Raw genomic sequence first — 20,880 nt, 5'->3', positions numbered from 1 at the left:
CTCAGTTTTCCATCGCCAGCAGGCTGGCATTGCCACCCACCGCCGCCGTGTTGATTGTCAGGGTCCGCTCGGTCGCGAACCTCGCCAGGTAATGTGGACCGCCCGCCTTCGGGCCAGTTCCGGACAACCGCTCACCGCCAAAGGGCTGCACCCCCACGACGGCGCCGGTCATCGTCCGGTTAATATAGCAATTGCCTACCCGGACCCGGCTCGCGATTCGCGCCTGCGTGTCCTCGTTACGGCTGTGCACGCCCAGCGTCAGGCCATATCCGGTCCCGTTGATGGCATCGACCACCTGGTCAAGGTCGCGGGCGCGATAACGCACCACGTGCAGGATCGGGCCGAAGACTTCACGCCCCAGGCGGTTGATATCGTCAATTTCGAAGGCGCAGGGCGCGAAGAAATGCCCTTGCAACTGCGGATCCAGCGGTGCCCGGGCAACCAGCCTGCCCTCCGTGGCCATGCGTTCGGCATGGGCCTGCAGCATTGCCAGCGCATCGGTATCAATCACGGGGCCGATATCGGTCGACAGCAGCGCCGGGTCGCCGATGCTGAGCTCATCCATGGCCCCGGCCAGCATGTCCAGCACGTGGTCGGCGATATCCTTTTGCAGGAACAGCACGCGCAGCGCGGAGCAACGTTGCCCGGCACTCAGAAACGCACTGCCAATGACATCTTTAACCACCTGCTCCGGCAAGGCCGTGGAGTCGACCAGCATCGCGTTCTGGCCACCGGTTTCCGCCACCAGGGTCGCCAGTGCCGATTCGCGCGCGGCAAGGCTACGGTTGATCAGCCGCGCGGTTTCCGTGGAGCCAGTAAAGGCCACCCCGTCGACGCGGTCGTCGCGGGTTAACCGTGCTCCGACCACTGCCCCCTCACCGGGAAGGTACTGTAGTGCGGCGTGCGGGATGCCCGCCTGGTACAGCAGCTCGACCGCGCGGGCCGCGACCAGCGGCGTCTGTTCCGCCGGCTTGGCGATGACCGCGTTGCCCGCCGCCAGCGCCGCCGAGACCTGGCCGGTGAAAATCGCCAACGGGAAATTCCAGGGGCTGATGCAGGCGAACACGCCACGGCCATGCAGCGACAGGGCATTTGATTCACCGGTCGGCCCTGGCAACTGGACCGGCTGGCTAAACTGCTCCCGGGCCCCGTGCGCGTAATAGCGCAGGAAATCGACGGCTTCCCTGACTTCCGCGACGGCGTCGTTGACCGTCTTGCCGGCTTCGCGGGCACACAGCGCCATGAACTCCGGCAGGTGTTCCTCGAACAGGTCCGCGGCCCGGTCCAGGGCATCGGCCCGGTCATCCGCAGGCGTCGCGTCCCAGGTCGGCGCGAACTCACGCGCAATATCCAGCGCCCGGTCGACATCCTCCGCGCTGGCATCGGTGGCGCGACCGACCACGCGGCCAGGATGCGAAGGGTCATGACAGTCGCGGAATACCGGGTTTCCAGGTGACGCCTCGCCACCCAGCATCGGCTGCGACACCCAGTCCCGTGCCGCGGCTTCAGCGATCGCCGTCGCCAACTGCGCGCGCGCGGCGCGATCTGCCAGGTTAACACCGGCCGAATTACGTCGTGACGCACCATACAGGTCCCGTGGCAATACAATGCCGGGGTGGGCCACGGCCTCGTTGGCGGCGGCCTTCTCTACCGGGTCCTCGGCCACCTGCCCGATCGGCAGGCGTTCATCGACCAGGCGATTGACGAACGAGGTGTTGGCGCCGTTTTCAAGCAAACGGCGCACCAGGTAAGGCAGCAGGTCCTGGTGGCTGCCCACCGGCGCGTAGACGCGGCAGGCATGGTTATAGCCCGTGGTGCCCAGCACCTCGCCGTAGAGGTCTTCGCCCATGCCGTGCAGGCGCTGGAACTCGTAATCCAGCCGGTCGCCGGCCAGCTCCGTGATCGTGGCAATCGTCTGTGCGTTGTGGGTGGCGAACTGCGGGTAGAACGCCTGGCGATCGGCCAGCACCTTGCGGGCGCAGGCGATGTACGAGACGTCGGTATTGGCCTTGCGGGTGAACACCGGATAGCCCGGGTGCCCTTCCACCTGCGCGTGCTTGATCTCGGTATCCCAGTAGGCACCCTTGACCAGCCTGACCGGGATACGGTGCCCGCTGCGCCGCGCCAGGTCGGCCAGGTAATCGAACACGGCCGAACTCATCTTCTGGTAACACTGCACCGCCAGGCCCAGGCCGTTCCAGCCCTTCATGCCGGGGTCGTCCAGCACGCCGGAGAACAGCTCCAGGGCCAGCGCCAGGCGGTTGGCTTCCTCGGCATCGACGGTCAGCGCCACGTCGCGCTCACGCGCCAACATGGCCAGTGACAGCAGCTTGGGTGCGAGTTCATTCAGCACCCGCTCGCGTTGGGCAAACTCGTAGCGCGGATGCAGCGCGGAGAGTTTCACCGACACGCTGGGCGCGGCGAAGATGTCCTCGTCACCGCGTTGAGCGCCGACCACGCGGATTGCGTCGCGGTAAGCCTGCAGGTAACGCTCCGCGTCGGCGGCGGTCAGCGCCGCTTCGCCCAGCATGTCGAATGAGTATCGGTATTCGCGGTTGCGCTTCTTGCGGGAACGTTCCAGTGCGGACTGGATATCACGCCCCATCACGTACTGGTGCCCCATGATGCGCATGGCCTGGCGTATGGCGCCGCGCACCACCGGCTCACCGCTACGGTTCACCAGCCGGCGCAACGCGCCACGGAAATCCTTGCGGCTGTCACGGCCCAGGCGGACCAGCCGTCCGGTCAGCATCAGCCCGAACGTCGACGCGTTGACCAGCACGGAAGCACTGCGCCCCAGGTGGGACTCCCAGTCCGCGGCCGACAGCTTGCTGGCGATCAGTTTCTCGGCGGTGTCGTCATCGGGCACACGCAGCAGCGCCTCGGCCAGGCACATCAGTACCACGCCCTCTTCCGTGGACAGGTCATACTCCGCCATGAAGGCCTCGAGCGCGTTCTGGTCCTGTTTGCGGGCGCGTACCGCGGCGACCAGGGTCTCGGCCCGGTCCCGTACCCGTTCGCGGGCGCGGGAATCCAGCCGGGCCTGTTCCAGCAGTGCCGGCAGCACGGCATCCTCGTCGGCCAGGTAGAGGGCGTCGATCGCCGCCTCCATTGCGTCGGTCCGGGGAGCGTCCTTCTCCAGGTATGCGGAGGGCTGTTCAGTGGTCATGGGCGGGTTTCCTGGGCAGCCGGCGTTGGCCGGGGGCACAGTTTAAGCAGGCGCCCACATTCAGCCAAGCCCGAAAGTGTTTTCCTTCTTGCCCGGCGAACGTCGCGAAAGTTACAATGTTGCGCTGGCATTACCCAGTCGTTTTACGACTCCCAAAGGTCCAATTCATCCGGTTAAAACGCGGTCTGTATATGACCCCGTCCGGCGTTCGACCGCTCTAGGATCAGGTCGTTTTCATGAAAAAACAGAATACATTCATCGTCAGCCTTGCTGTGCTGGTTGCCGTTATCGCCGCTTTCTGGCTCCTGCTCGTCGCCCCGGCGCACACGGGCAACGAGATCAACATGACGCGGGGCGTGTCCTCGCTGGCGGAAACGCACTACAACCTGCACATGATCATCCTGTGGGTGTGCGTGGTCATCGGCATCCTGGTGTTTACCGCCATGTTCACGTCGATCGTGCTGCACCGTAAGTCCAAAGGTCACGAGGCTGCACAGTTCAGCCACAGCACCAAGGCGGAAATCGCCTGGACGGTCATCCCGGTGCTGATCCTGGTTGGCATGGCCATTCCCGGCACCTCCGCGTTGGTGCAGATGGAATCCCCCGGCGGCGCCGAGATGACGGTGAAAATCACCGGCTACCAGTGGAAGTGGAAGTACGAGTACCTGGACCAGGACATCGCGTTCATGAGCTCACTGACCGCGGAATCCAACGCCGCACGGCAACTGGGTTCAAACATCGACCCGCGGACCGTTGAGAACTACCTGCTGGACGTCGACAACCCGCTGGTGCTGCCAGTGGGTCGCAAGATCAAGTTCCTGATCACGGCGGACGACGTGATCCACGCTTGGTGGGTCCCGGCTTTTGGCTGGAAGCGTGACGCCGTGCCCGGTTACATCAACGAGGGCTGGGTGGAAATCAACGAGGCTGGCACGTACCGCGGCCAGTGCGCGGAGCTGTGCGGCATGGACCACGGCTTCATGCCGATCGTGGTCGAGGCCCTGCCCGCCGACGAATACGATGCGTGGGTCAGCCAGCAGCAGGCCGGTAACACCGCCGCTGGCGCCGCCGGCAACTAAAGAGGGACAGGAACGATGAGCACGATTGCCAGCGAAGGCACCATCACGGGTCACGATAGCCACGATGCCCACGACGACCACGATCACAAGCCGGAAGGCTTCCTGGATCGCTGGGTCTTCACCACCAACCACAAGGACATCGGTACGTTGTACCTGGTCTTCGCCCTGCTGATGTTCTTCATCGGCGGCGCCATGGCCATGGTCATCCGCGCCGAGCTGTTCATGCCCGGCATGCAACTGGTTCGCCCGGATTTCTTCAACCAGATGACCACGATGCACGCGCTGATCATGGTCTTCGGCGCGGTCATGCCGGCCTGGGTCGGTTTCGCCAACTGGATGATCCCGCTGCAGGTGGGCGCGCCGGACATGGCGCTGCCGCGCATGAACAACTGGAGCTTCTGGATCCTGCCATTCGCCTTCACCATGCTGCTGTCCACGCTGTTCATGGATTCGGGCGGCCCGGCCGCGGGCTGGACGCTGTACCCGCCGCTGAGCCTGCAGACCGGCTCCAGCTTCGCCTTCGTGGTGTTCGCGGTGCACATGATGGGCATCAGCTCGATCATGGGCGCGATCAACATCATCGCCACCATCTTCAACATGCGCGCGCCGGGCATGACCCTGCTGCGCATGCCGCTGTTCGTCTGGACCTGGCTGATCACCGCCTTCCTGCTGATCGCGGCCATGCCGGTGCTGGCGGGCGCGGTGACCATGCTGCTGACCGACCACTTCTTCGGCACCAGCTTCTTCAACGCCGCCGGTGGCGGTGACCCGGTGATGTTCCAGCACATTTTCTGGTTCTTCGGTCACCCCGAGGTCTACATCATGATCCTGCCGGCCTTCGGCGTGGTCTCGGAGATCCTGCCGACCTTCAGCCGCAAGCCGCTGTTTGGCTACGCCGCGATGGTCTACGCCACGGCATCGATCGCGTTCCTGTCGTTCATCGTCTGGGCGCATCACATGTTCACCGTGGGCATGCCGCTGGAGGGCGAACTGTTCTTCATGTACGCCACCATGCTGATCGCGGTACCGACAGGCGTGAAGGTCTTCAACTGGGTCTCCACCATGTGGAAGGGCTCGATGACCTTCGAGACCCCGATGCTGTTCGCTATCGGCTTCGTCGTGCTGTTCACCATCGGCGGCCTGTCCGGCCTGATGCTGGCGATTACCGCCGCCGACCTGCAGTACCACGACACCTATTTCGTGGTGGCGCATTTCCACTACGTGCTGGTGCCGGGCGCCGTCTTCACGCTGATGGCGGGCGCCTACTACTGGCTGCCGAAGTGGACCGGCAACATGTACTCGGAGCGCTGGGGCAAGATCCACTTCTGGTGCTCGGCGATCTTCGTCAACGTGTTGTTCTTCCCGCAGCACTACCTGGGCCTGGCCGGCATGCCGCGCCGTATTCCGGACTACTCGCCGCAGTTCGCTGACTTCAACATGTGGTCGTCTATCGGTGGCTTCCTGTTTGGCGCCAGCCAGCTGATCTTCGTGGGTGTGATCATCCACTGCGTGTGGTTCAGCAAGAAGAAGGCCACGGCGCAGGTGTGGGAAGGCGCGAAAGGCCTGGAGTGGACAGTGCCCTCCCCGGCTCCGCATCACACCTTCACGCACCCGCCGACCGTGGATGACACCATGGTCGCGCACGCCGACGAGGCGCACTGAGCGAAGCGATGAGCGGCCGTTTGCCTGATACGCCGGAGATCGCGCGCCGCCGCGCCGCCGCGCGCCGCACCGCCGTGGTGCTGGCCGTGGTGGTGCTGGGCGTGTTCGCCGCGTTTATCTGGAAAGGGGTGTCCGGCGCATGAGCGAACAGTCATCCAAGCGCGGTGGCAACCGCCGCCTGGTCGGCCGACTGCTGGTCGTGGCCGTGGCCATGTTCTGCTTCGGTGTGTTCGCGATGCCGCCGCTGTATGACACCTTCTGCGAGATAACCGGCCTGGGCCAGGCCGGCATCAAGACCACGGGCGAAGTCGAGGCCAATGCCGCGCCACGCCAGGTGAAGGTGCGTTTCGACGCCAACACCAACTCGAAACTGGACTGGGAATTTCGCCCGGTGCAGTCAAGCATGATGGTGACCACGGGCGAGGCCACCACGGCGCTGTACTTCGCCGGCAACCCGTCGGAGCGTGACAGCGCCGGCATGGCCACGTTCAACGTGTCCCCGCCAAGGGCGGCCCGTTACTTCATCAAGACCGAGTGCTTCTGCTTTACCCGCCAGGAACTGGCGGCGGGCGAGGAGCGCGAAATGCCGGTGTACTTTTTCCTGCAGCCTGACCTGCCGGAAGACATCGAGGAACTGACCCTGTCGTATACGTTCTTCCGGAACGAAGGCGACGAAAACGACGTGGCGCAAAGCGCCCCCTGAACGCCCCAGAGGACACAGAGGCCTGAACATGGGACAACACGCGGATAGCAGCATTTACTACGTACCTCACGGCACCAAGTGGCCGATGGTCGGCTCCCTGGGCCTGGCCACCACCCTGGTCAGCGCCGCCATGTGGATGAACGGCGCCAGCGCCGGTGAGTGGGGTATGTACATTGGCCTGGCCATCATCATTTTCATGGTGTTTGGCTGGTTCGGCCAGGTCATTCGTGAAAGCGAAGGCGGCATGTACAACAGCCAGGTCGACGCATCATTCCGCATCGGCATGGTCTGGTTCATCTTCTCGGAAGTGATGTTCTTCGCCTGCTTCTTCGGTGCGCTGTTCTACGCCCGTGCCCTGGCCGTGCCCTGGCTGGGCGGTGCCGGCAACAACGCGGCGACCAATGAGCTGCTGTGGCAGGGTTACGTGTCGGCCTGGCCGACCAACGGCCCGGGTGAAGTCGGTGGTGACTTCGGCACCATTCCGGCGTTTGGCGTGCCGTTCCTGAACACACTGATCCTGCTGACCTCGGGCGTGACCCTGACGCTGGCCCACCATGCCCTGCGCGCCAACCAGCGTAAGCCGCTGGTGATCTGGCTGGCGGTGACGGTACTGCTGGGTGCGCTGTTCCTGTTCTACCAGGTGGAAGAGTACGCGGAAGCCTACGGCCACCTGGGCCTGACGCTGGGTTCAGGCATCTACGGTTCGACGTTCTTCATGCTGACCGGTTTTCACGGCATGCACGTGACCCTGGGCGCAATCATGCTGTTCGTGATCATGATTCGCTGCATGCGTGGCCACTTCAAGCCGGACTACCACTTCGGCTTCGAAGCCGTGGCCTGGTACTGGCACTTCGTTGACGTGGTCTGGCTGGGGCTGTTTATTTTCGTCTACGTGCTCTGAGCAACAGTCGGCATCCCGGGGCGGCTCAGCCGTCCCCGGGCGTGGCTTCGGCCGGTGGTTTCAGGCCAATAGGGCCGGGTGTTGAAGGCTTGACCCAGCCGGCCTGGTAGGCCACCCAGAGCAGTACAAACAGCAGCATCGACAGCCCGATACGCCATGTCAGGCGCCAGACCACGCGGTCGCCCTCACCCTTGTCCCTGATCAGGAACCAGAACGACGAGGCCAGGCACCAGATGATGGCGATGAGAAAGGCGATGATGATCAGTTTGGAAATCAAGCGAACACTCCGTTTACCCGCGCCAGTCATCGCGCGTGGGGCGAGTATAACGGATGTCCCGCCGGTCAATACCCGGACCTAGGATCATGCGATTCCGCCCTTCCCTGTTATCCACGCTGGTGTTGTTCAGCCTGGCCGCCGGCTTTCTCGCACTCGGCCAGTGGCAGGCCGGTCGTGCCGTGGAAAAGGACCAGATCATCGCGGCTTTCGAGTCCGGCGAGCAATCGCTGGCCTTGCCCGCCCAACCCGATGACATGGGTTTTAGCCGGGTGAGCCTGGCCGGTTCATTTGATACCGGGCGCGCCTGGCTGGTCGACAACCAGGTGTTTGAAGGGCGCCCCGGCGTGCATGTCCTGGCGCCGATGAACGTGACCGATGAGCGCGGCGCGGCACGTGTCATCCTGGTCAATCGCGGCTGGCTGTCCCAGGGTCGTGATCGAATGCAGCTGCCTGACGTGCCGCCGCCGCCCGCAACGGCGACCGTACGCGGGCACCTGGCCCCTTTGAAGACGCCCGGGCTGAAGCTGGGCGAGCCGGAGCAGGCACTGGACGCGTCGGCGCCCTGGCCAAGGCGTGTGCTCTGGCCGGACATGGAACGATTTTCAGCGGAACTGGGGCAGCCCCTCTATCCGCTGGTGCTTTATCTTGACGCGAGCAGCCCCGCCGGGCTGGACGGTCGCGACTGGCAGCCCGTGGCCATGGGCCCAGACCGCCACCGCGGCTACGCCATTCAGTGGTATGCACTCGCGGCGACGGCTATCGGGGGCTGGCTGGTGCTGGCCTTCCGCAGGAGAACATGATGCAACAACGTACACGTAACCGGCTGGCGCTGATCGCCATTGCCCTGCTGTTTTTCTGCCCGGTGGCCATCGCCATCCTGATGCAGTCGAAGTGGTGGCAGTTTGAGCCGGCCCATTCCACCAACCGTGGTGCGCTGGTCGAACCCGCCATGCCCTTGCCGGGCGACGCGATTGACTGGAGCAAACCGGTCGCCGGCCATTGGCTGGTGCTCTACCTGGCGCCGTCCGCTTGCGACGCGCGATGCGTGGAAGACGCCACCGCGCTGTCGGCCATCTACGTCGCCGCCGGGCGCCGGCAATCGTTCCTGGCCGTCGGCTTGCTGCCGACACTGCCCGGAGCGCGCCTGGAAGCCGCGGATTTTGGCGATACGGACATCTTCGCTTTTGGCGAAACCCGCGGTGACAGTGCCTTGCGCGTGTTGAGTGACGCCGCGCGCGCGGCCGGCACCGGTGACGCCGACTTGACCGGCAAGGTCTTCCTGGTCGACCCTGCGGGACGGGTCGCACTGGCCTATCCGGCCGGGTTCAAACCGGGTGACATCAACAAGGACCTGAAACGCCTGCTGAAGGGAGCGTCAGAATGAGCCCGAAAATCCACCGCCTGGCCCTGATCGCCGCCGTGGTGGCCCTGTGCGTCATCGTGCTGGGGGCCTGGGTGCGCCTGTCCCACGCCGGCCTGGGCTGCCCGGACTGGCCGGGTTGCTACGGCAAGCTGACCTGGCCAACGGCTCATCACGAAGTATCCGCCGCGAACGAAGCCTTTCCGGAGCGCCCCGTCGAGGTCCACAAGGCCTGGCGCGAGATGGTTCACCGCTACCTGGCCGGCACCCTGGTCCTGCTGGTGCTCGCGATCAACTGGATGGCCTGGCGCGGCGAGCGCTCGGCCAGGCCACTGCGGGGAATCGCCGCCGTGACACTTGTGCTGATCCTGTTCCAGGCCGCCCTAGGCATGTGGACCGTGACCCTGAAGTTGATGCCCATCGTCGTTATGGGTCACCTGCTGGGTGGCATGGCCACGCTGGGCCTGTTGAGCTGGATTGCGTTTCGCAGCGGACGGTTGCCGTACGAGCGGATCACCGGCATGCGCGGAATGGTCCTGGCGGCGCTGGGTGTGCTGGTCCTGCAGATCGCCCTGGGTGGCTGGACCAGCGCCAACTACGCCGCTCTCGCCTGCCCGGACCTGCCGAAATGCACGGGGCAGTGGATGCCGGAAACAGATTTCGCCGGTGCGTTCACGGTCTCGCGCGAAGTGGGCGTGAACTATGAAGGCGGCATCCTTGACCAGCCGGCGCGTGCCGCCATCCACATCACTCACCGGATCGGCGCCATCGTCACCCTGCTGTTTCTGCTGGCCACTGGCCTCAGGCTGATGCACTGGCAGGAGTTGCGCAGCGGCGCACTAGCGCTGATGACGCTGGTGTCACTGCAGTTCTGCCTGGGCCTGCTGAATGTTCACCTGAAGCTGCCGCTGGCCAACGCGGTGGCGCATAACGGCGTGGCGGCGCTGCTGATCGCCTGCCTGGTCTGGCTGCTGGCCCGGACCACGGTACGAAGGGCCTGAGCATGAGTCACTGGCGGGACTACCTGGAGCTGTGCAAACCACGCGTCGTGGCACTGATCGTGTTCACGGCCGTTGTCGGCATGTTGCTGGCGACCACGGGACTACCGCCATGGAACGCGCTGCTGGCGGGCACGGCGGGCATTGGCCTGGCCGCGTCGTCGGCCGCCGCCATCAATCACCTGCTCGACCGCCGTATCGATGCCGTCATGGCACGCACCCGTGAGCGCCCGCTGCCCACCGGTCACCTGACCAGCACCCGGGTGGTCGTGTTCGCAGCCGTGATTGGCATTGCCTCGATGATCATCCTGGTGGTTTTCGTCAATGTGCTCACGGCCGTGCTGACCTTCGCGTCGCTGATCGGCTACGCGGTGATCTACACAACCTGGCTGAAGCGGGCCACGCCGCAGAATATCGTCATCGGCGGTGCCGCCGGCGCCGCGCCGCCGGTACTGGGCTGGACCTCGGTCACCGGCCAGGTCGACGCCGACGCATTGTTGCTGTTCCTGATCATCTTCGCCTGGACGCCGCCGCACTTCTGGGCGCTGGCCATCTACCGCCGCGCCGATTACGCCGCCGTCGACATCCCCATGCTGCCGGTCACCCACGGCGTGAATTTCACCCGCTGGCATATCCTGTTCTACACGATCCTGCTGGTGATCGTCACCACGCTGCCCTGGCTTACGGGCATGAGCGGCCTGGTCTACCTGGCCGGCGCGACCGTGCTGAACGCGGGCTTTTTGTGGTACGCCTTTGCACTGCTGCGTAACGATGACCTGCAACTGCCCATGCGGGCCTTCAAGTATTCGGTGGTCTACCTGATGGTGCTGTTCGCGCTGCTCATGGTGGATCACTACTTTACCGCCTGGACCGTCGGCGCCTGATCGCGCCGGGGTTCGATTGCCTTTAAAATACGCGCCTCAAAACGCCTGCCGAAAGGCCCTTAAACATGACCCGACACGCCCCCGACGCGATGGCCAAGACGCCGCTCTACGCCCTGGAAACCCATGCCGAGTTCATCGGCCGCCATATTGGACCCCGCAAGGAAGATGTCCAGTACATGCTCGAAAAAGTGGGCGCGGCATCCCTTGATGAGCTGGCCGCCGGCACCCTGCCGCCCGACATCCAGGACGATACGCCGCTGGACCTCCCGCGGGCGCTGAACGAGGCCGAGACGCTGCAGGTGCTGCGCGAGATCGCCGACCGCAACCAGTTGCGGCACAACATGATCGGCCTGGGTTACCACGAGACCATCACACCCACGGTGATCCTGCGAAACGTGCTGGAGAACCCGGGCTGGTACACGGCCTACACGCCCTACCAGGCGGAAATCTCACAGGGCCGGCTCGAAGCGCTGCTGAACTACCAGCACATGGTCTGCGACCTGACCGGCATGGAACTGGCCAACGCCTCGCTGCTGGACGAAGCCACGGCCGCCGCCGAAGCCATGGCCCAGCTCAAGCGCATCAACCGCCGCTCGAAGAGTGACCGTTTCGTGGTCGACGCCGCCTGCCTGCCGCAGACCATCGATGTCCTGCGTGTGCGCGCCCAGTATTTTGGCTTCGAACTCGCTGTCGGCGACCCGGTAGAAGAACTGGCCAAGGGTGATTGCTTCGGCGTACTGCTGCAGTATCCGGGCGCGGATGGCGAAGTGCGGGAACTGGGCCCAGTTATCGAGCAGGCCCACGAAGCCGGCGCATTGGTTGCCGTTGCCGCCGACCTGCTCAGCCTGGTGCTGCTACAGCCGCCGGGCGAAGCCGGCGCGGACATCGTTGTCGGCTCCTCGCAGCGATTCGGCGTACCGATGGGCTTCGGCGGCCCGCACGCGGCCTTCTACGCGGTTCGCGACGACTACAAGCGCACCATGCCCGGCCGCGTCATCGGCGTGTCCGTCGACCGTCACGGTCGCCCGGCGCTGCGCATGGCGCTGCAGACCCGCGAGCAACACATCCGCCGCGACAAGGCCACCAGCAATATCTGCACCGCGCAGGCCCTGCTGGCCGTAATGGCCGGCATGTACGGCGTCTACCACGGCCCACGCGGCCTGTGGAAAATCGCCAGCCGCGTGCACCGGCTGACCTGCCTGCTGGCCGAAGGCCTGAAAGCGATGGGCGTCAACGTGGAACAGGCCGCCTGGTTCGATACCCTGACCCTGCACGTCGGCGCCGAGGCCGCCGCACGCATTGTCTCCACCGCCGACCAGGCCGGCATCAACCTGCACCACGTGCCGGGGCAAGGTGCGATCAGCATCAGCGTGTCGGAAAAGACCACGCGCGAGCACATCGCCACGCTCTGGTCGATCATCGGTGAAGGCGACGCGCCTGACCTGGAGGCGCTGGACACGAAACTGGGCGATGCTTACAGCGCCATTCCCGCCGGCCTGCAGCGTCAGTCGGATTATCTCCAGCACGAAGTCTTCAACCGCTATCACTCCGAAACGGAGATGCTGCGCTACCTGAAGCGGCTGGAGAATCGCGACCTGTCGCTGGCACACGCAATGATCCCGCTGGGCTCGTGCACGATGAAGCTGAACGCCACCACCGAGATGATCCCGGTGACCTGGCCCGAGTTCGGCGACATCCATCCGTTTGCCCCGGCCGGCCAGGTTCAGGGCTACCGGCAGCTGATTCATGAACTCGAGGAAATGCTGGTGGCCTGCACCGGCTACGACGCGGTCTCGCTGCAGCCGAATGCCGGCTCGCAGGGCGAGTACGCCGGCTTGCTGGCCGTACGCGCCTACCACGCGTCCATCGGCGAACCCGACCGTGACATCTGCCTGATTCCGTCATCGGCGCATGGCACCAACCCGGCCAGCGCCGCCATGGCGGGTATGAAGATCGTAGTCGTGGCCTGCGATGATGCCGGCAATGTCGATGTCGACGACCTGCGCGAGAAGGCATCCAAGCATGCCGACCGCCTGGGTGCCCTGATGATCACCTACCCGTCCACTCACGGCGTGTACGAAGAGCGTGTGCGGGAAATCTGCGACATCGTTCACGAGTTTGGTGGCCAGGTGTACCTGGACGGCGCCAACCTGAACGCCCTGGTTGGCCTGGCCGCACCGGGCAAGTTCGGCGCCGACGTATCGCACCTGAACCTGCACAAGACCTTTTGCATTCCACACGGTGGCGGCGGACCCGGTATCGGTCCGTTGTGCGTGCGCGAACACCTGGCGCCGTTCATGCCGGGCCACCCGCTGGTGGACATGGGCGGCGACCACGCCGGCAACCATGCCGTGGCGGCGGCCCCCTGGGGCAGCGCCGGCATCCTGCCGATCTCCTGGGCCTACATCACGATGATGGGCCGCATGGGCATGCGCCTGGCCACCCAGGTGGCGATTCTCAATGCCAACTACATCGCCAAACGCCTGGACGGCGCCTACGGCGTGCTCTACACCGGCCGAAACGGCCGCGTGGCGCACGAATGCATTATCGACCTGCGGCCGTTCAAACAGTCATGCGAAATTACTGAAGAAGATGTTGCCAAGCGACTGATAGATTACGGTTTTCACGCCCCGACCATGTCATTCCCGGTACCGGGAACGCTGATGATCGAGCCCACGGAAAGCGAATCACTGGCCGAGATCGACCGCTTCTGCGATGCCATGCTGGCGATCCGCGAGGAAATCGCGGCCATCGAACGCGGCGATGTCGACCAAGAGAACAACGCGTTGCGTAACGCCCCCCACAACGCCCGTGACCTCATCCCGGAATGGACTCACGGCTACCCGGCCGAATCCGCACTCTACCCCGCCCCGGGACTCTGGCACGGCAAGTTCTGGCCAGCGGTCAGCCGCGTTGACAACGTCCACGGCGACCGCAATCTGGTCTGCGCCTGTCCGCCGCCGGAAGCGTGGCTGGATTTCGAGGAAGACTGACTTTTTGGGTGAGTAGTGAGTAGTGAGTGGTGAGTAGTNACTCACTACTCACTACTCACTACTCACTACTCACAGCTAGATGACCACTTCGGCAGCCGGTTCGCGCAGGTTGTAACGCGACGACATCGTCCGGCCGTAGGCGCCAGCATTGGCGATCAGCATGATGTCGCCTTCCGTACTTTCCGGCAGGTGACGCGCCTCGCCGAGGATGTCGCCTGACTCGCAGATCGGTCCGACCACCGTGTATCGGCATGACGCCGGGTCGCCCAGGCGATCCAGGTTGATAATTTCATGGTGGGCATCGTAGAGCGCCGGCCGAATCAGGGAGTTCATGCCGGTAGCCAGCCCCAGGTATCGATGGCTGCCCTTTTCCTTGACCTGCGTGACCGGCGCCACCAGGACGCCGGATTCCGCGACCAGGTAGCGGCCCGGCTCGATCCAGACCTGGACATCGCCGCGGCCCTCCACGGTGCCGATGGCCGCATCCATCGCGGCCAGGTCGAACACCGGCTGCCCGGGGCGCTCCGGCACGCCAAGCCCGCCACCCAGGTCGATGACCTTGACCGCTGGGAACAGTTCGCGCAGTGCCAGCAGACGCTTCAGCTGCTCCGACCAGACATCCGCGGTATGCACACCGCTGCCGGTGTGCGCGTGCAGGCCCACCACGCGGATATCGTGCTCGCGCGCCAGTGCCGCCAGTGATTCGAGCTGGGCCATTTCGATGCCGAACTTCGAGCGCGCACCTGACGTGACCACCTTGCTGTGGTGACCATGCCCAAAGGCCAGGTCGACGCGCAGGAAGACGTCGCGGCCGGCAAAGGTCTCGGTCCATTGACGCAAAGGCCAGGCGTTATCGACGGTCACGCGCGCGCCCAGCTCAAAACCCTTCTCGTACTCGGACTGGCCGGAAAAGTTGGGCGTGAACAGGACCTCGGCCGGGTCGATCCCCGGAATGACCGCGTGAATATGCTCAATTTCGGCCACCGAGACACAGTCGAAGCCGACGCCTGCGGCATGCAGCGCGCGCAGAATCTCGGGATGGTTATTGGCCTTCATCGCGTAGAGCACGCGGTCAACATGGTTCAGGGCCGTGAGACGGCCAGCGGCGGCCTCGACCGTGGCGACATCGTAAACGTACAGCGGGCCACGCTCGCGTGACAACGCGAGCAGTTCCTCGGCCCGGCGCTGCCACCAGGGCGCGTCAATGGTATCGACGGGGCCCGTCAACTCGCGCCAGCTGTCACCAAAACCCGGCGCCGTGTCTGCTTCCTGCGCGACCAGCGTCTGGTGCAGGTGCTGCACGAGCCGGTCCGCGCTCTCCGCTTCCACCACCAGCGTCAGGTTCAGGTCATTGGCGGACTGGGTGACCATGTAGACCTTGCGGTCATGCAGGACATCCAGCGCCTCCGAAAGACGGCCGAGGATGGTGCGAATCTGGTTGCCGACCAGGCTCACCGACACGCAGCCAGTGACGACCTGCACGGTGCAAAGCTTTGACAGCGACTCGGTCAGCTGCGCCAGCACCTCGCGACTGCCGGCACCGTGGCGACCGGGGTCGAGGCTGACAGTGACGCTGGATTCCGAGGTGGAAATCAGGTCGATCGAAAGACCGTGGTCACGGAACACGCCGAAGGCGGCCGCCAGGAAACCCACCTGGCGCCACATGGCCGGGTTCTCCATCATCACCAGGGTGATATTGCCGCGGTGCACGATGCCTTTCAGGCCAGCCTCGGTGGCCGGTGAGCGTGGCCCGACCGCGGTGCCGCGCACCGCCGGCCTTGTCGTATCGCGAATATGTAATGGCACGCCGGCTTCCTTGCAGATCCGCACGCTGGGCGGGTGCAACACCTTGGCGCCCATCGAGGCCAGTTCCTGGGCCTCCCCGTAGCTCAAATCCAGCAACAGGCGGGCATCCGGCACCAGGCGCGGGTCGGCGGTAAAAATGCCGGGCACGTCGGTCCAGATTTCCAGGGGGTCGGCTGAAAGCCGCGCGGCCAGGGTGGCGGCCGAGGTGTCGGAACCGCCCCGCCCCAGCAACCAGGTGGCGCCACCGGGGCCGCCCACCAGGAAACCCTGGGTGACGTGTACGGCGCCCTGCGCCGCGAGCCGATCGGCCATGGCCGGGTCGGCCGAGGCGTCGCAGCTGGCCGACAAGGGTGAGTCATGCTCGCCTGAGGCGCGAAGCAACTGGCGCGCGTCCTGCAACAGGGGCTGCTGCCCCCGAGCGGCCATGATGTCGATGGCCAACGTTGTGGAGAGGCGCTCACCGTAACCCAGCAGTTCCGCCCGGGCCGCGTCACTGTCCAGCGGAAGGCGGGCCGTCAATGGCCCACGGAGCTCGCTCATCAAGGCGTTGAAGGCATCACCCGGCGCCACGTCCAGCGCATCACAGAGCGCGCGGTGGCGGTCGCCGATATCGCCCAGGAGGGCTTCGCGTCCACCCGGGTCCGCGGCGTCACACAGTGCGGTCAGCGCATTGGTCACGCCGGACAGTGCGGACAGCACCACCAGAACGTTCTGGCCGGCCTGGCTGGCGGCTTCAACCTGCCCGCAGATGACATCCCAACCGGCCGGGTTAGCGACACTGGTGCCGCCAAACTTCAGCACCCGCCAACCGTTCAATTCCTGGCTCATCGACTCACTCCTCCTCATACAAAAACGGCCTCCGCGTGGGAGGCCGTTCGGTGTTCCGGGGCCGGCTACGCGTCAGGCGTTGAGGCTGGCCCTGAGTTTATTCATCGCATTGACTTCAAGCTGCCGGATGCGCTCGGCCGAAACGCCGTAGCGATCGGCCAGTTCCTGCAGCGTGGCCTTGTCATCCGTCAGCCAGCGGCAGCGAATGATGTCCTGGCTGCGATCGTCCAGCTCACCCAGGCCGGCGTAGAGCAGGCCATGCTGGTGGGACTCCAGGTCGGCCGCTTCCAGGGTATCTTCCGGGTTGCGCTCGCTGGTCTCCAGGTAGGCCGCCGGGGCCACCTGCGGACGGTCTTCGTCGTCGGCCGCCGTCAGGTCGAAACCGACATCCTGCCCGGACAGGCGGGATTCCATCTCCATGACCACCTCGGGCTTGACCCCCAGGTCCTTGGCCACGGCCTCGACTTCGTTCATGTTCAGCCAGCCCAGGCGCTTCTTGGACTTGCGCAGGTTGAAGAACAGCTTGCGCTGGGCCTTGGTGGTCGCGACCTTGACGATACGCCAGTTACGCAGGATGAACTCGTGCATCTCGGCACGGATCCAGTGCACGGCAAAGGACACCAGGCGCACTTCCCGCTCGGGGTCGAAACGCTTGACGGCCTTCATCAGGCCGATGTTGCCTTCCTGGATCAGGTCGCCCAGGTTCAGGCCGTAGCCGGTGTAGCCCTTGGCCACGTGAACCACGAAACGCAGGTGTGCCAGGACCAGGCGACGGGCCGCTTCAAGGTCGTTCTCGTCACGGTAGCGCGTGGCCAGCTCCTGCTCCTCGTCCAGCGTCAGGACCGGGATCTTGTAGACCTCCTGGATGTACGCATCCAGGTTGCCTGTGCCGGCAGGCGCCAGCAAATGGCTGGGTACCAGTGCTTTGCTCATTGAAACTCCTCAATTCAAGCGGGTCAGTATACCAGCTTTAAGTCCCGGAAATCCCTCCGGACCCTGAGTGTAACGCTGGAATATGACGAATTAACAGACTGTACAGTCTGACAATGCAAATCGCCATGGGTTCCGCCCGAAATTTGATATTTTTTGGCCCCTCAGCGGCGACCCAGGGTGCCGCCCACCCGCAGTGTTCGCAGGTGCTTCTGTACCGCCATCGCGGCACCAGACCAGCCCAGCGCAGCGCCCCCCAGGAGCACCAGCAGGGTCTGCGTGCCTCCCAGGCCGCGAAGATTGGAATCCTGTCCGTAACTGGCCATCAGCCGGTCCAGCGGGCCTTCGAGGTAAATCAGCGCGCCGTTGACCAGCACCAGTGCAACCACCCCGCCGAGCAGGCCGTACCAGAACCCGGCATAGAGGAACGGCTGGCGTATGAAGCCCGGCGTCGCGCCAACCAGCGCCATGATCTCGATCTCGTCGGTACGGGCGGCAACATCCAGGCGGATGGTATTGGCGACGACCATAATCACCGCCAGCGCGAACAGCAGCACCAGCACGGTCACCGCGGCCTGGCCAAGGTCCAGCAGACGGCCAAACCGCTGCAGCCACTTCAGGTCAAAACTGACCGACTCGACCCCCGCCTGGGCGCTGATAAACGCGGACAGGCGCTCGGCACCAGCCTCGAAATCCTCGCCCGCCGCCGCCACCGGTGTGACACTCAGCACCCACGGCAGCGGATTGCTCTCCAGCAGGTCCAGCGCGTCACCAAACCCCGATGCGGCCTGGAATTCCTCCAGGCCCTGCTCCGGCGATATGGCATTCACGGCCGCCACGTCGTCCCTCTCACCCAGCATGTCCGCAAGCGCATCGACGGTACCGGCATCCACACCGTCAGCCATGAACACGGTCAATGCACCCCAGTCGTCCTCGTTCAGGTCGACGCGGTCGAAATTCGCAAGGGTCACGTGCAGGCCCAGTGGCAGCAGCATGGCGATGCCGATCACCAGCACCGTCATCAGCGTTCCCAGCCGGTGCGACATCAACTGGCCCAGGCTTGAGAAGAAACTGTAACTGTGGCGCCGGGCCCAGGATCTCAGCCGCTGGCGCATGCCCGCACCCCCGCTCATGACGCTGCCGGCACCAGGTCGTCGACCAGGCGCCCGTCCGACAGCACCAGCACCCGCTCTCCCATACGCCTGACCAGGTGCAGGTCGTGGCTGGCGATCAGCACGGTCATGCCGCGCTGGTTGAGCTCGCGGAACAACCCAAAGAGTTCCCAGGACAGTTCCGGGTCAAGATTACCGGTGGGTTCATCGGCCAGCAGCAGCGGTGGCATGCCGACGATGGCCCGGGCCACGCCTACCCGCTGCTGTTCACCGCCGGACAGGGACAACGGCCAGGCCTGTTCCTGATCGGCCAGGCCGACCTTCTTCAGGGCCGCCCTGACCTTCTTGCCGATGTCGGCGTAACGAAACCCTGCGATCAGCAACGGCAGGGCGACGTTGTCGAACACGGTCTTGTCGTTGAGGAGTTTGTGGTCCTGGAAGATCATGCCGATGCCCTGGCGGACGCGCGGCGCCATGCGGTCATGGGTCCGCCCCAGGTCGCGGCCGGCGACCTCGACAGTACCGCGGCTGGCCCGCTCCAGCATCATCACCAGCCTGAGCAGGGTGCTCTTGCCCGCGCCGGAATGTCCCGTCAGGAAGCAGAACTCACCGTCGGCCAGCTCAAAGCTGAGCTCGGACAGGGCCTGGTTGCCGTTGGGATAGCGCTTGCTGACGCGCTCGAAGCGAATCATGGCCGGGCCTCCGTTCCCGTGCTCAGGTCAACGACAAGGCCCGGTTCACGCGCCTTCGGTCGTGGCCGGCTTGCGCCGCCGGCGGCGCCGGCGCTTCGGCTTGTCGCCCTCGGCACCCGAAGCTGACTGCGACGCCGGGGCGTCCGAACTGCGGCCACCGCCGCGACGGCCCCCACCCCCATGGCGACGCTGGCCACCCGGCCCACTGCGCTTGCGCGGTGGACGCGGCGGCTTCTCGATCTCGGGCAGGTTGCCGGGGTCGACGCTCTCCATCGGGATGGCATAGCCGATGTAGGACTCGATATCCGGCAGTCCGAACGCGAAATCCTCGCAGGCAAAGCTGATGGCCTCACCCTTGGCGCCCAGCCGCGCGGTGCGGCCCACCCGGTGCACGTAATCCTCCGGGTCCTGCGGCAGGTCGAAATTGAAGACATGGGTCACGTCGGGAATATGCAGGCCACGCGCGGCCACGTCAGTCGCCACCAGGATGCGAATATCGCCGTCATGGAAGCGGCGCAACAGTGACTGGCGCTTTTTCTGGTGCACGCGACCGGAAATCACCGCGGCCGGAAGGCCGTTGGCATTAAGGGTGCGACCGATGTCGTCGGCGCCCTGGCGGGTGTTGGTAAAGACCATCGTGCGGCCGTTGTCGGCGTCCCGCAGCAACTGGATCAGCAGTGGCAGCTTTTCCTCGTTGGCCGGATAGAACACCGACTGCTTGACGTTATCGGCGGTGACATTGTCGGCCTCGACCTTCAGCGTCACGGGATCGTTCATGTGCTCGTAGGCGAGTTCCATGACCCGCTGCGCCAGGGTTGCCGAGAACATCAGGCTCTGGCGCTGCGTAACTTCGGGCATGCGCCGGAGCATGTAGCGGATATCCTTGATGAAACCCAGGTCGAACATGCGGTCGGCCTCGTCCAGGATGGCCACTTCCACCTGGTCAAGCGCGTACACCTTCTGTTTGAAGTAATCGATCATGCGCCCGGGCGTGCCAATCAGGATGTCACAGCCCTCTTCCAGCGCCTTGCGCTGCTTGTCATAGTCGACACCGCCATAGGCCAGCGCCAGCTTGAGGCCGGTGTGGCCACCCAGGGTTTCCGCGTCCTTGTGAATCTGCAGCGCCAGTTCGCGCGTCGGCGCGATGATGACCGCGCCGGGATGACGGGCCTGTTCGCCCTGGCCCCGGGTCTTCGCCAGGCGGTTGAACGCCACCAGCAAAAAGGCCGCCGTCTTGCCGGTGCCGGTCTGGGCCTGGCCGGCCACATCACGGCCTTCCAGCGCGGGCGGCAGCGTCAGTGCCTGGATTGGCGTGCAATGGGTAAAACCGGCATCCTTGACGCCGGCCATGACGCTGGGCTCGAGTTCGAGGCTGGCGAAGGCGACATCACTGAGTGGGCTGCCGTGGTCTTGCTTGGACATGTGTTTCTCTCGTTCCCGCGGGCGGGAAGCTCTTGGATCGGTCAGGGCTTGAAAATCGCGGCGG

17 protein-coding genes are annotated in these 20,880 nt (G+C 64.9%); 10 read left to right on the top strand and 7 right to left on the bottom strand.

Annotated elements, in window-relative coordinates; genetic code table 11:
• Nucleotide 1: 1 nt before the first annotated feature.
• Nucleotides 2-3,169 carry a bifunctional proline dehydrogenase/L-glutamate gamma-semialdehyde dehydrogenase PutA gene (putA, locus tag F3N42_RS06610; protein WP_150863635.1) on the bottom strand — a complete coding sequence of 1,056 codons (3,168 nt, stop codon included), beginning with the start codon at nucleotides 3,167-3,169 and terminating at the stop codon, nucleotides 2-4.
• A 236-nt stretch (nucleotides 3,170-3,405) separates the two neighbouring features.
• Here putA and coxB point away from each other — a divergent pair, with 236 nt between their 5' ends.
• The 5 genes from coxB to F3N42_RS06590 are packed head-to-tail and all read left to right on the top strand — an operon-like array spanning nucleotide 3,406 to nucleotide 7,514.
• Nucleotides 3,406-4,248: a cytochrome c oxidase subunit II gene (gene coxB, locus F3N42_RS06605; protein ID WP_150863634.1), complete on the top strand. Its 843-nt coding sequence runs from the start codon at nucleotides 3,406-3,408 to the stop codon at nucleotides 4,246-4,248.
• A gap of 15 nt (nucleotides 4,249-4,263) precedes the next feature.
• On the top strand, nucleotides 4,264-5,910 hold the full coding sequence (gene ctaD / locus F3N42_RS06600; protein WP_191621274.1) for a cytochrome c oxidase subunit I: 1,647 nt from the start codon (nucleotides 4,264-4,266) through the stop codon (nucleotides 5,908-5,910).
• Between the two features lie 8 nt (nucleotides 5,911-5,918).
• Nucleotides 5,919-6,053, top strand: coding sequence for a hypothetical protein (locus F3N42_RS15835; protein WP_263595892.1), 135 nt, complete (start codon nucleotides 5,919-5,921; stop codon nucleotides 6,051-6,053).
• Nucleotides 6,050-6,613 (top strand): cytochrome c oxidase assembly protein, encoded by a 564-nt coding sequence (locus F3N42_RS06595; protein ID WP_150863633.1) that lies wholly within the window; start codon nucleotides 6,050-6,052, stop codon nucleotides 6,611-6,613. Before F3N42_RS15835 ends, F3N42_RS06595 begins: the two co-directional genes overlap by 4 nt.
• A 28-nt stretch (nucleotides 6,614-6,641) precedes the next feature.
• Nucleotides 6,642-7,514, top strand: a complete 873-nt coding sequence (locus F3N42_RS06590; protein WP_150863632.1) for a cytochrome c oxidase subunit 3 — start codon at nucleotides 6,642-6,644, stop codon at nucleotides 7,512-7,514.
• A 25-nt stretch (nucleotides 7,515-7,539) separates the two neighbouring features.
• On the opposite strand, the gene F3N42_RS06585 is transcribed toward F3N42_RS06590, so the two are convergent.
• A complete protein-coding gene (locus tag F3N42_RS06585) occupies nucleotides 7,540-7,791 on the bottom strand; it encodes a DUF2909 domain-containing protein (protein WP_224784779.1) in 252 nt (83 codons plus the stop codon).
• Between the two features lie 86 nt (nucleotides 7,792-7,877).
• Here F3N42_RS06585 and F3N42_RS06580 point away from each other — a divergent pair, with 86 nt between their 5' ends.
• From F3N42_RS06580 to gcvP, 5 genes are all read left to right on the top strand, one after another.
• The gene (locus F3N42_RS06580; protein WP_191621273.1) at nucleotides 7,878-8,591 is read left to right on the top strand and encodes an SURF1 family protein; all 714 of its coding nucleotides are present in this window, start codon (nucleotides 7,878-7,880) and stop codon (nucleotides 8,589-8,591) included.
• On the top strand, nucleotides 8,591-9,175 hold the full coding sequence (locus tag F3N42_RS06575) for a hypothetical protein (RefSeq protein WP_150863630.1): 585 nt from the start codon (nucleotides 8,591-8,593) through the stop codon (nucleotides 9,173-9,175). The genes F3N42_RS06580 and F3N42_RS06575 overlap by 1 nt, the downstream gene beginning before the upstream one ends.
• Entirely contained in the window at nucleotides 9,172-10,152 is a 981-nt protein-coding gene (locus F3N42_RS06570) for a COX15/CtaA family protein (RefSeq protein ID WP_150863629.1), read from the top strand. Before F3N42_RS06575 ends, F3N42_RS06570 begins: the two co-directional genes overlap by 4 nt.
• Nucleotides 10,153-10,154: 2 nt before the next feature.
• Nucleotides 10,155-11,033 (top strand): heme o synthase, encoded by an 879-nt coding sequence (cyoE, locus tag F3N42_RS06565; RefSeq protein WP_150863628.1) that lies wholly within the window; start codon nucleotides 10,155-10,157, stop codon nucleotides 11,031-11,033.
• A gap of 65 nt (nucleotides 11,034-11,098) precedes the next feature.
• Nucleotides 11,099-14,026, top strand: a complete 2,928-nt coding sequence (gene gcvP, locus F3N42_RS06560; RefSeq protein WP_224784777.1) for an aminomethyl-transferring glycine dehydrogenase — start codon at nucleotides 11,099-11,101, stop codon at nucleotides 14,024-14,026.
• Nucleotides 14,027-14,101: 75 nt separating this feature from the next.
• Here gcvP and F3N42_RS06555 read toward each other — a convergent pair whose 3' ends face one another.
• The 5 genes from F3N42_RS06555 to F3N42_RS06535 form a co-directional block, all read right to left on the bottom strand.
• Complete coding sequence (locus F3N42_RS06555) at nucleotides 14,102-16,660, bottom strand: bifunctional aspartate kinase/diaminopimelate decarboxylase (RefSeq protein WP_191621272.1); 2,559 nt, start codon at nucleotides 16,658-16,660, stop codon at nucleotides 14,102-14,104.
• Nucleotides 16,661-16,732: 72 nt separating this feature from the next.
• Nucleotides 16,733-17,593 (bottom strand): RNA polymerase sigma factor RpoH, encoded by an 861-nt coding sequence (rpoH, locus tag F3N42_RS06550; RefSeq protein ID WP_150863626.1) that lies wholly within the window; start codon nucleotides 17,591-17,593, stop codon nucleotides 16,733-16,735.
• Between the two features lie 161 nt (nucleotides 17,594-17,754).
• Nucleotides 17,755-18,723 carry a permease-like cell division protein FtsX gene (ftsX, locus tag F3N42_RS06545; RefSeq protein ID WP_150863625.1) on the bottom strand — a complete coding sequence of 323 codons (969 nt, stop codon included), beginning with the start codon at nucleotides 18,721-18,723 and terminating at the stop codon, nucleotides 17,755-17,757.
• Nucleotides 18,720-19,394 carry a cell division ATP-binding protein FtsE gene (gene ftsE, locus F3N42_RS06540; RefSeq protein ID WP_150863624.1) on the bottom strand — a complete coding sequence of 225 codons (675 nt, stop codon included), beginning with the start codon at nucleotides 19,392-19,394 and terminating at the stop codon, nucleotides 18,720-18,722. Before ftsE ends, ftsX begins: the two co-directional genes overlap by 4 nt.
• Nucleotides 19,395-19,439: 45 nt before the next feature.
• Complete coding sequence (locus F3N42_RS06535) at nucleotides 19,440-20,816, bottom strand: DEAD/DEAH box helicase (RefSeq protein WP_150863623.1); 1,377 nt, start codon at nucleotides 20,814-20,816, stop codon at nucleotides 19,440-19,442.
• Nucleotides 20,817-20,880: the final 64 nt, after the last annotated feature.

It is taken from the genome of Marinihelvus fidelis (genome assembly GCF_008725655.1).
Taxonomy (GTDB): domain Bacteria; phylum Pseudomonadota; class Gammaproteobacteria; order Xanthomonadales; family SZUA-36; genus Marinihelvus; species Marinihelvus fidelis.
The sequence above is the reverse complement of the archived record's forward strand: the minus strand, read 5'-3'. Positions and strand labels throughout refer to the sequence as shown.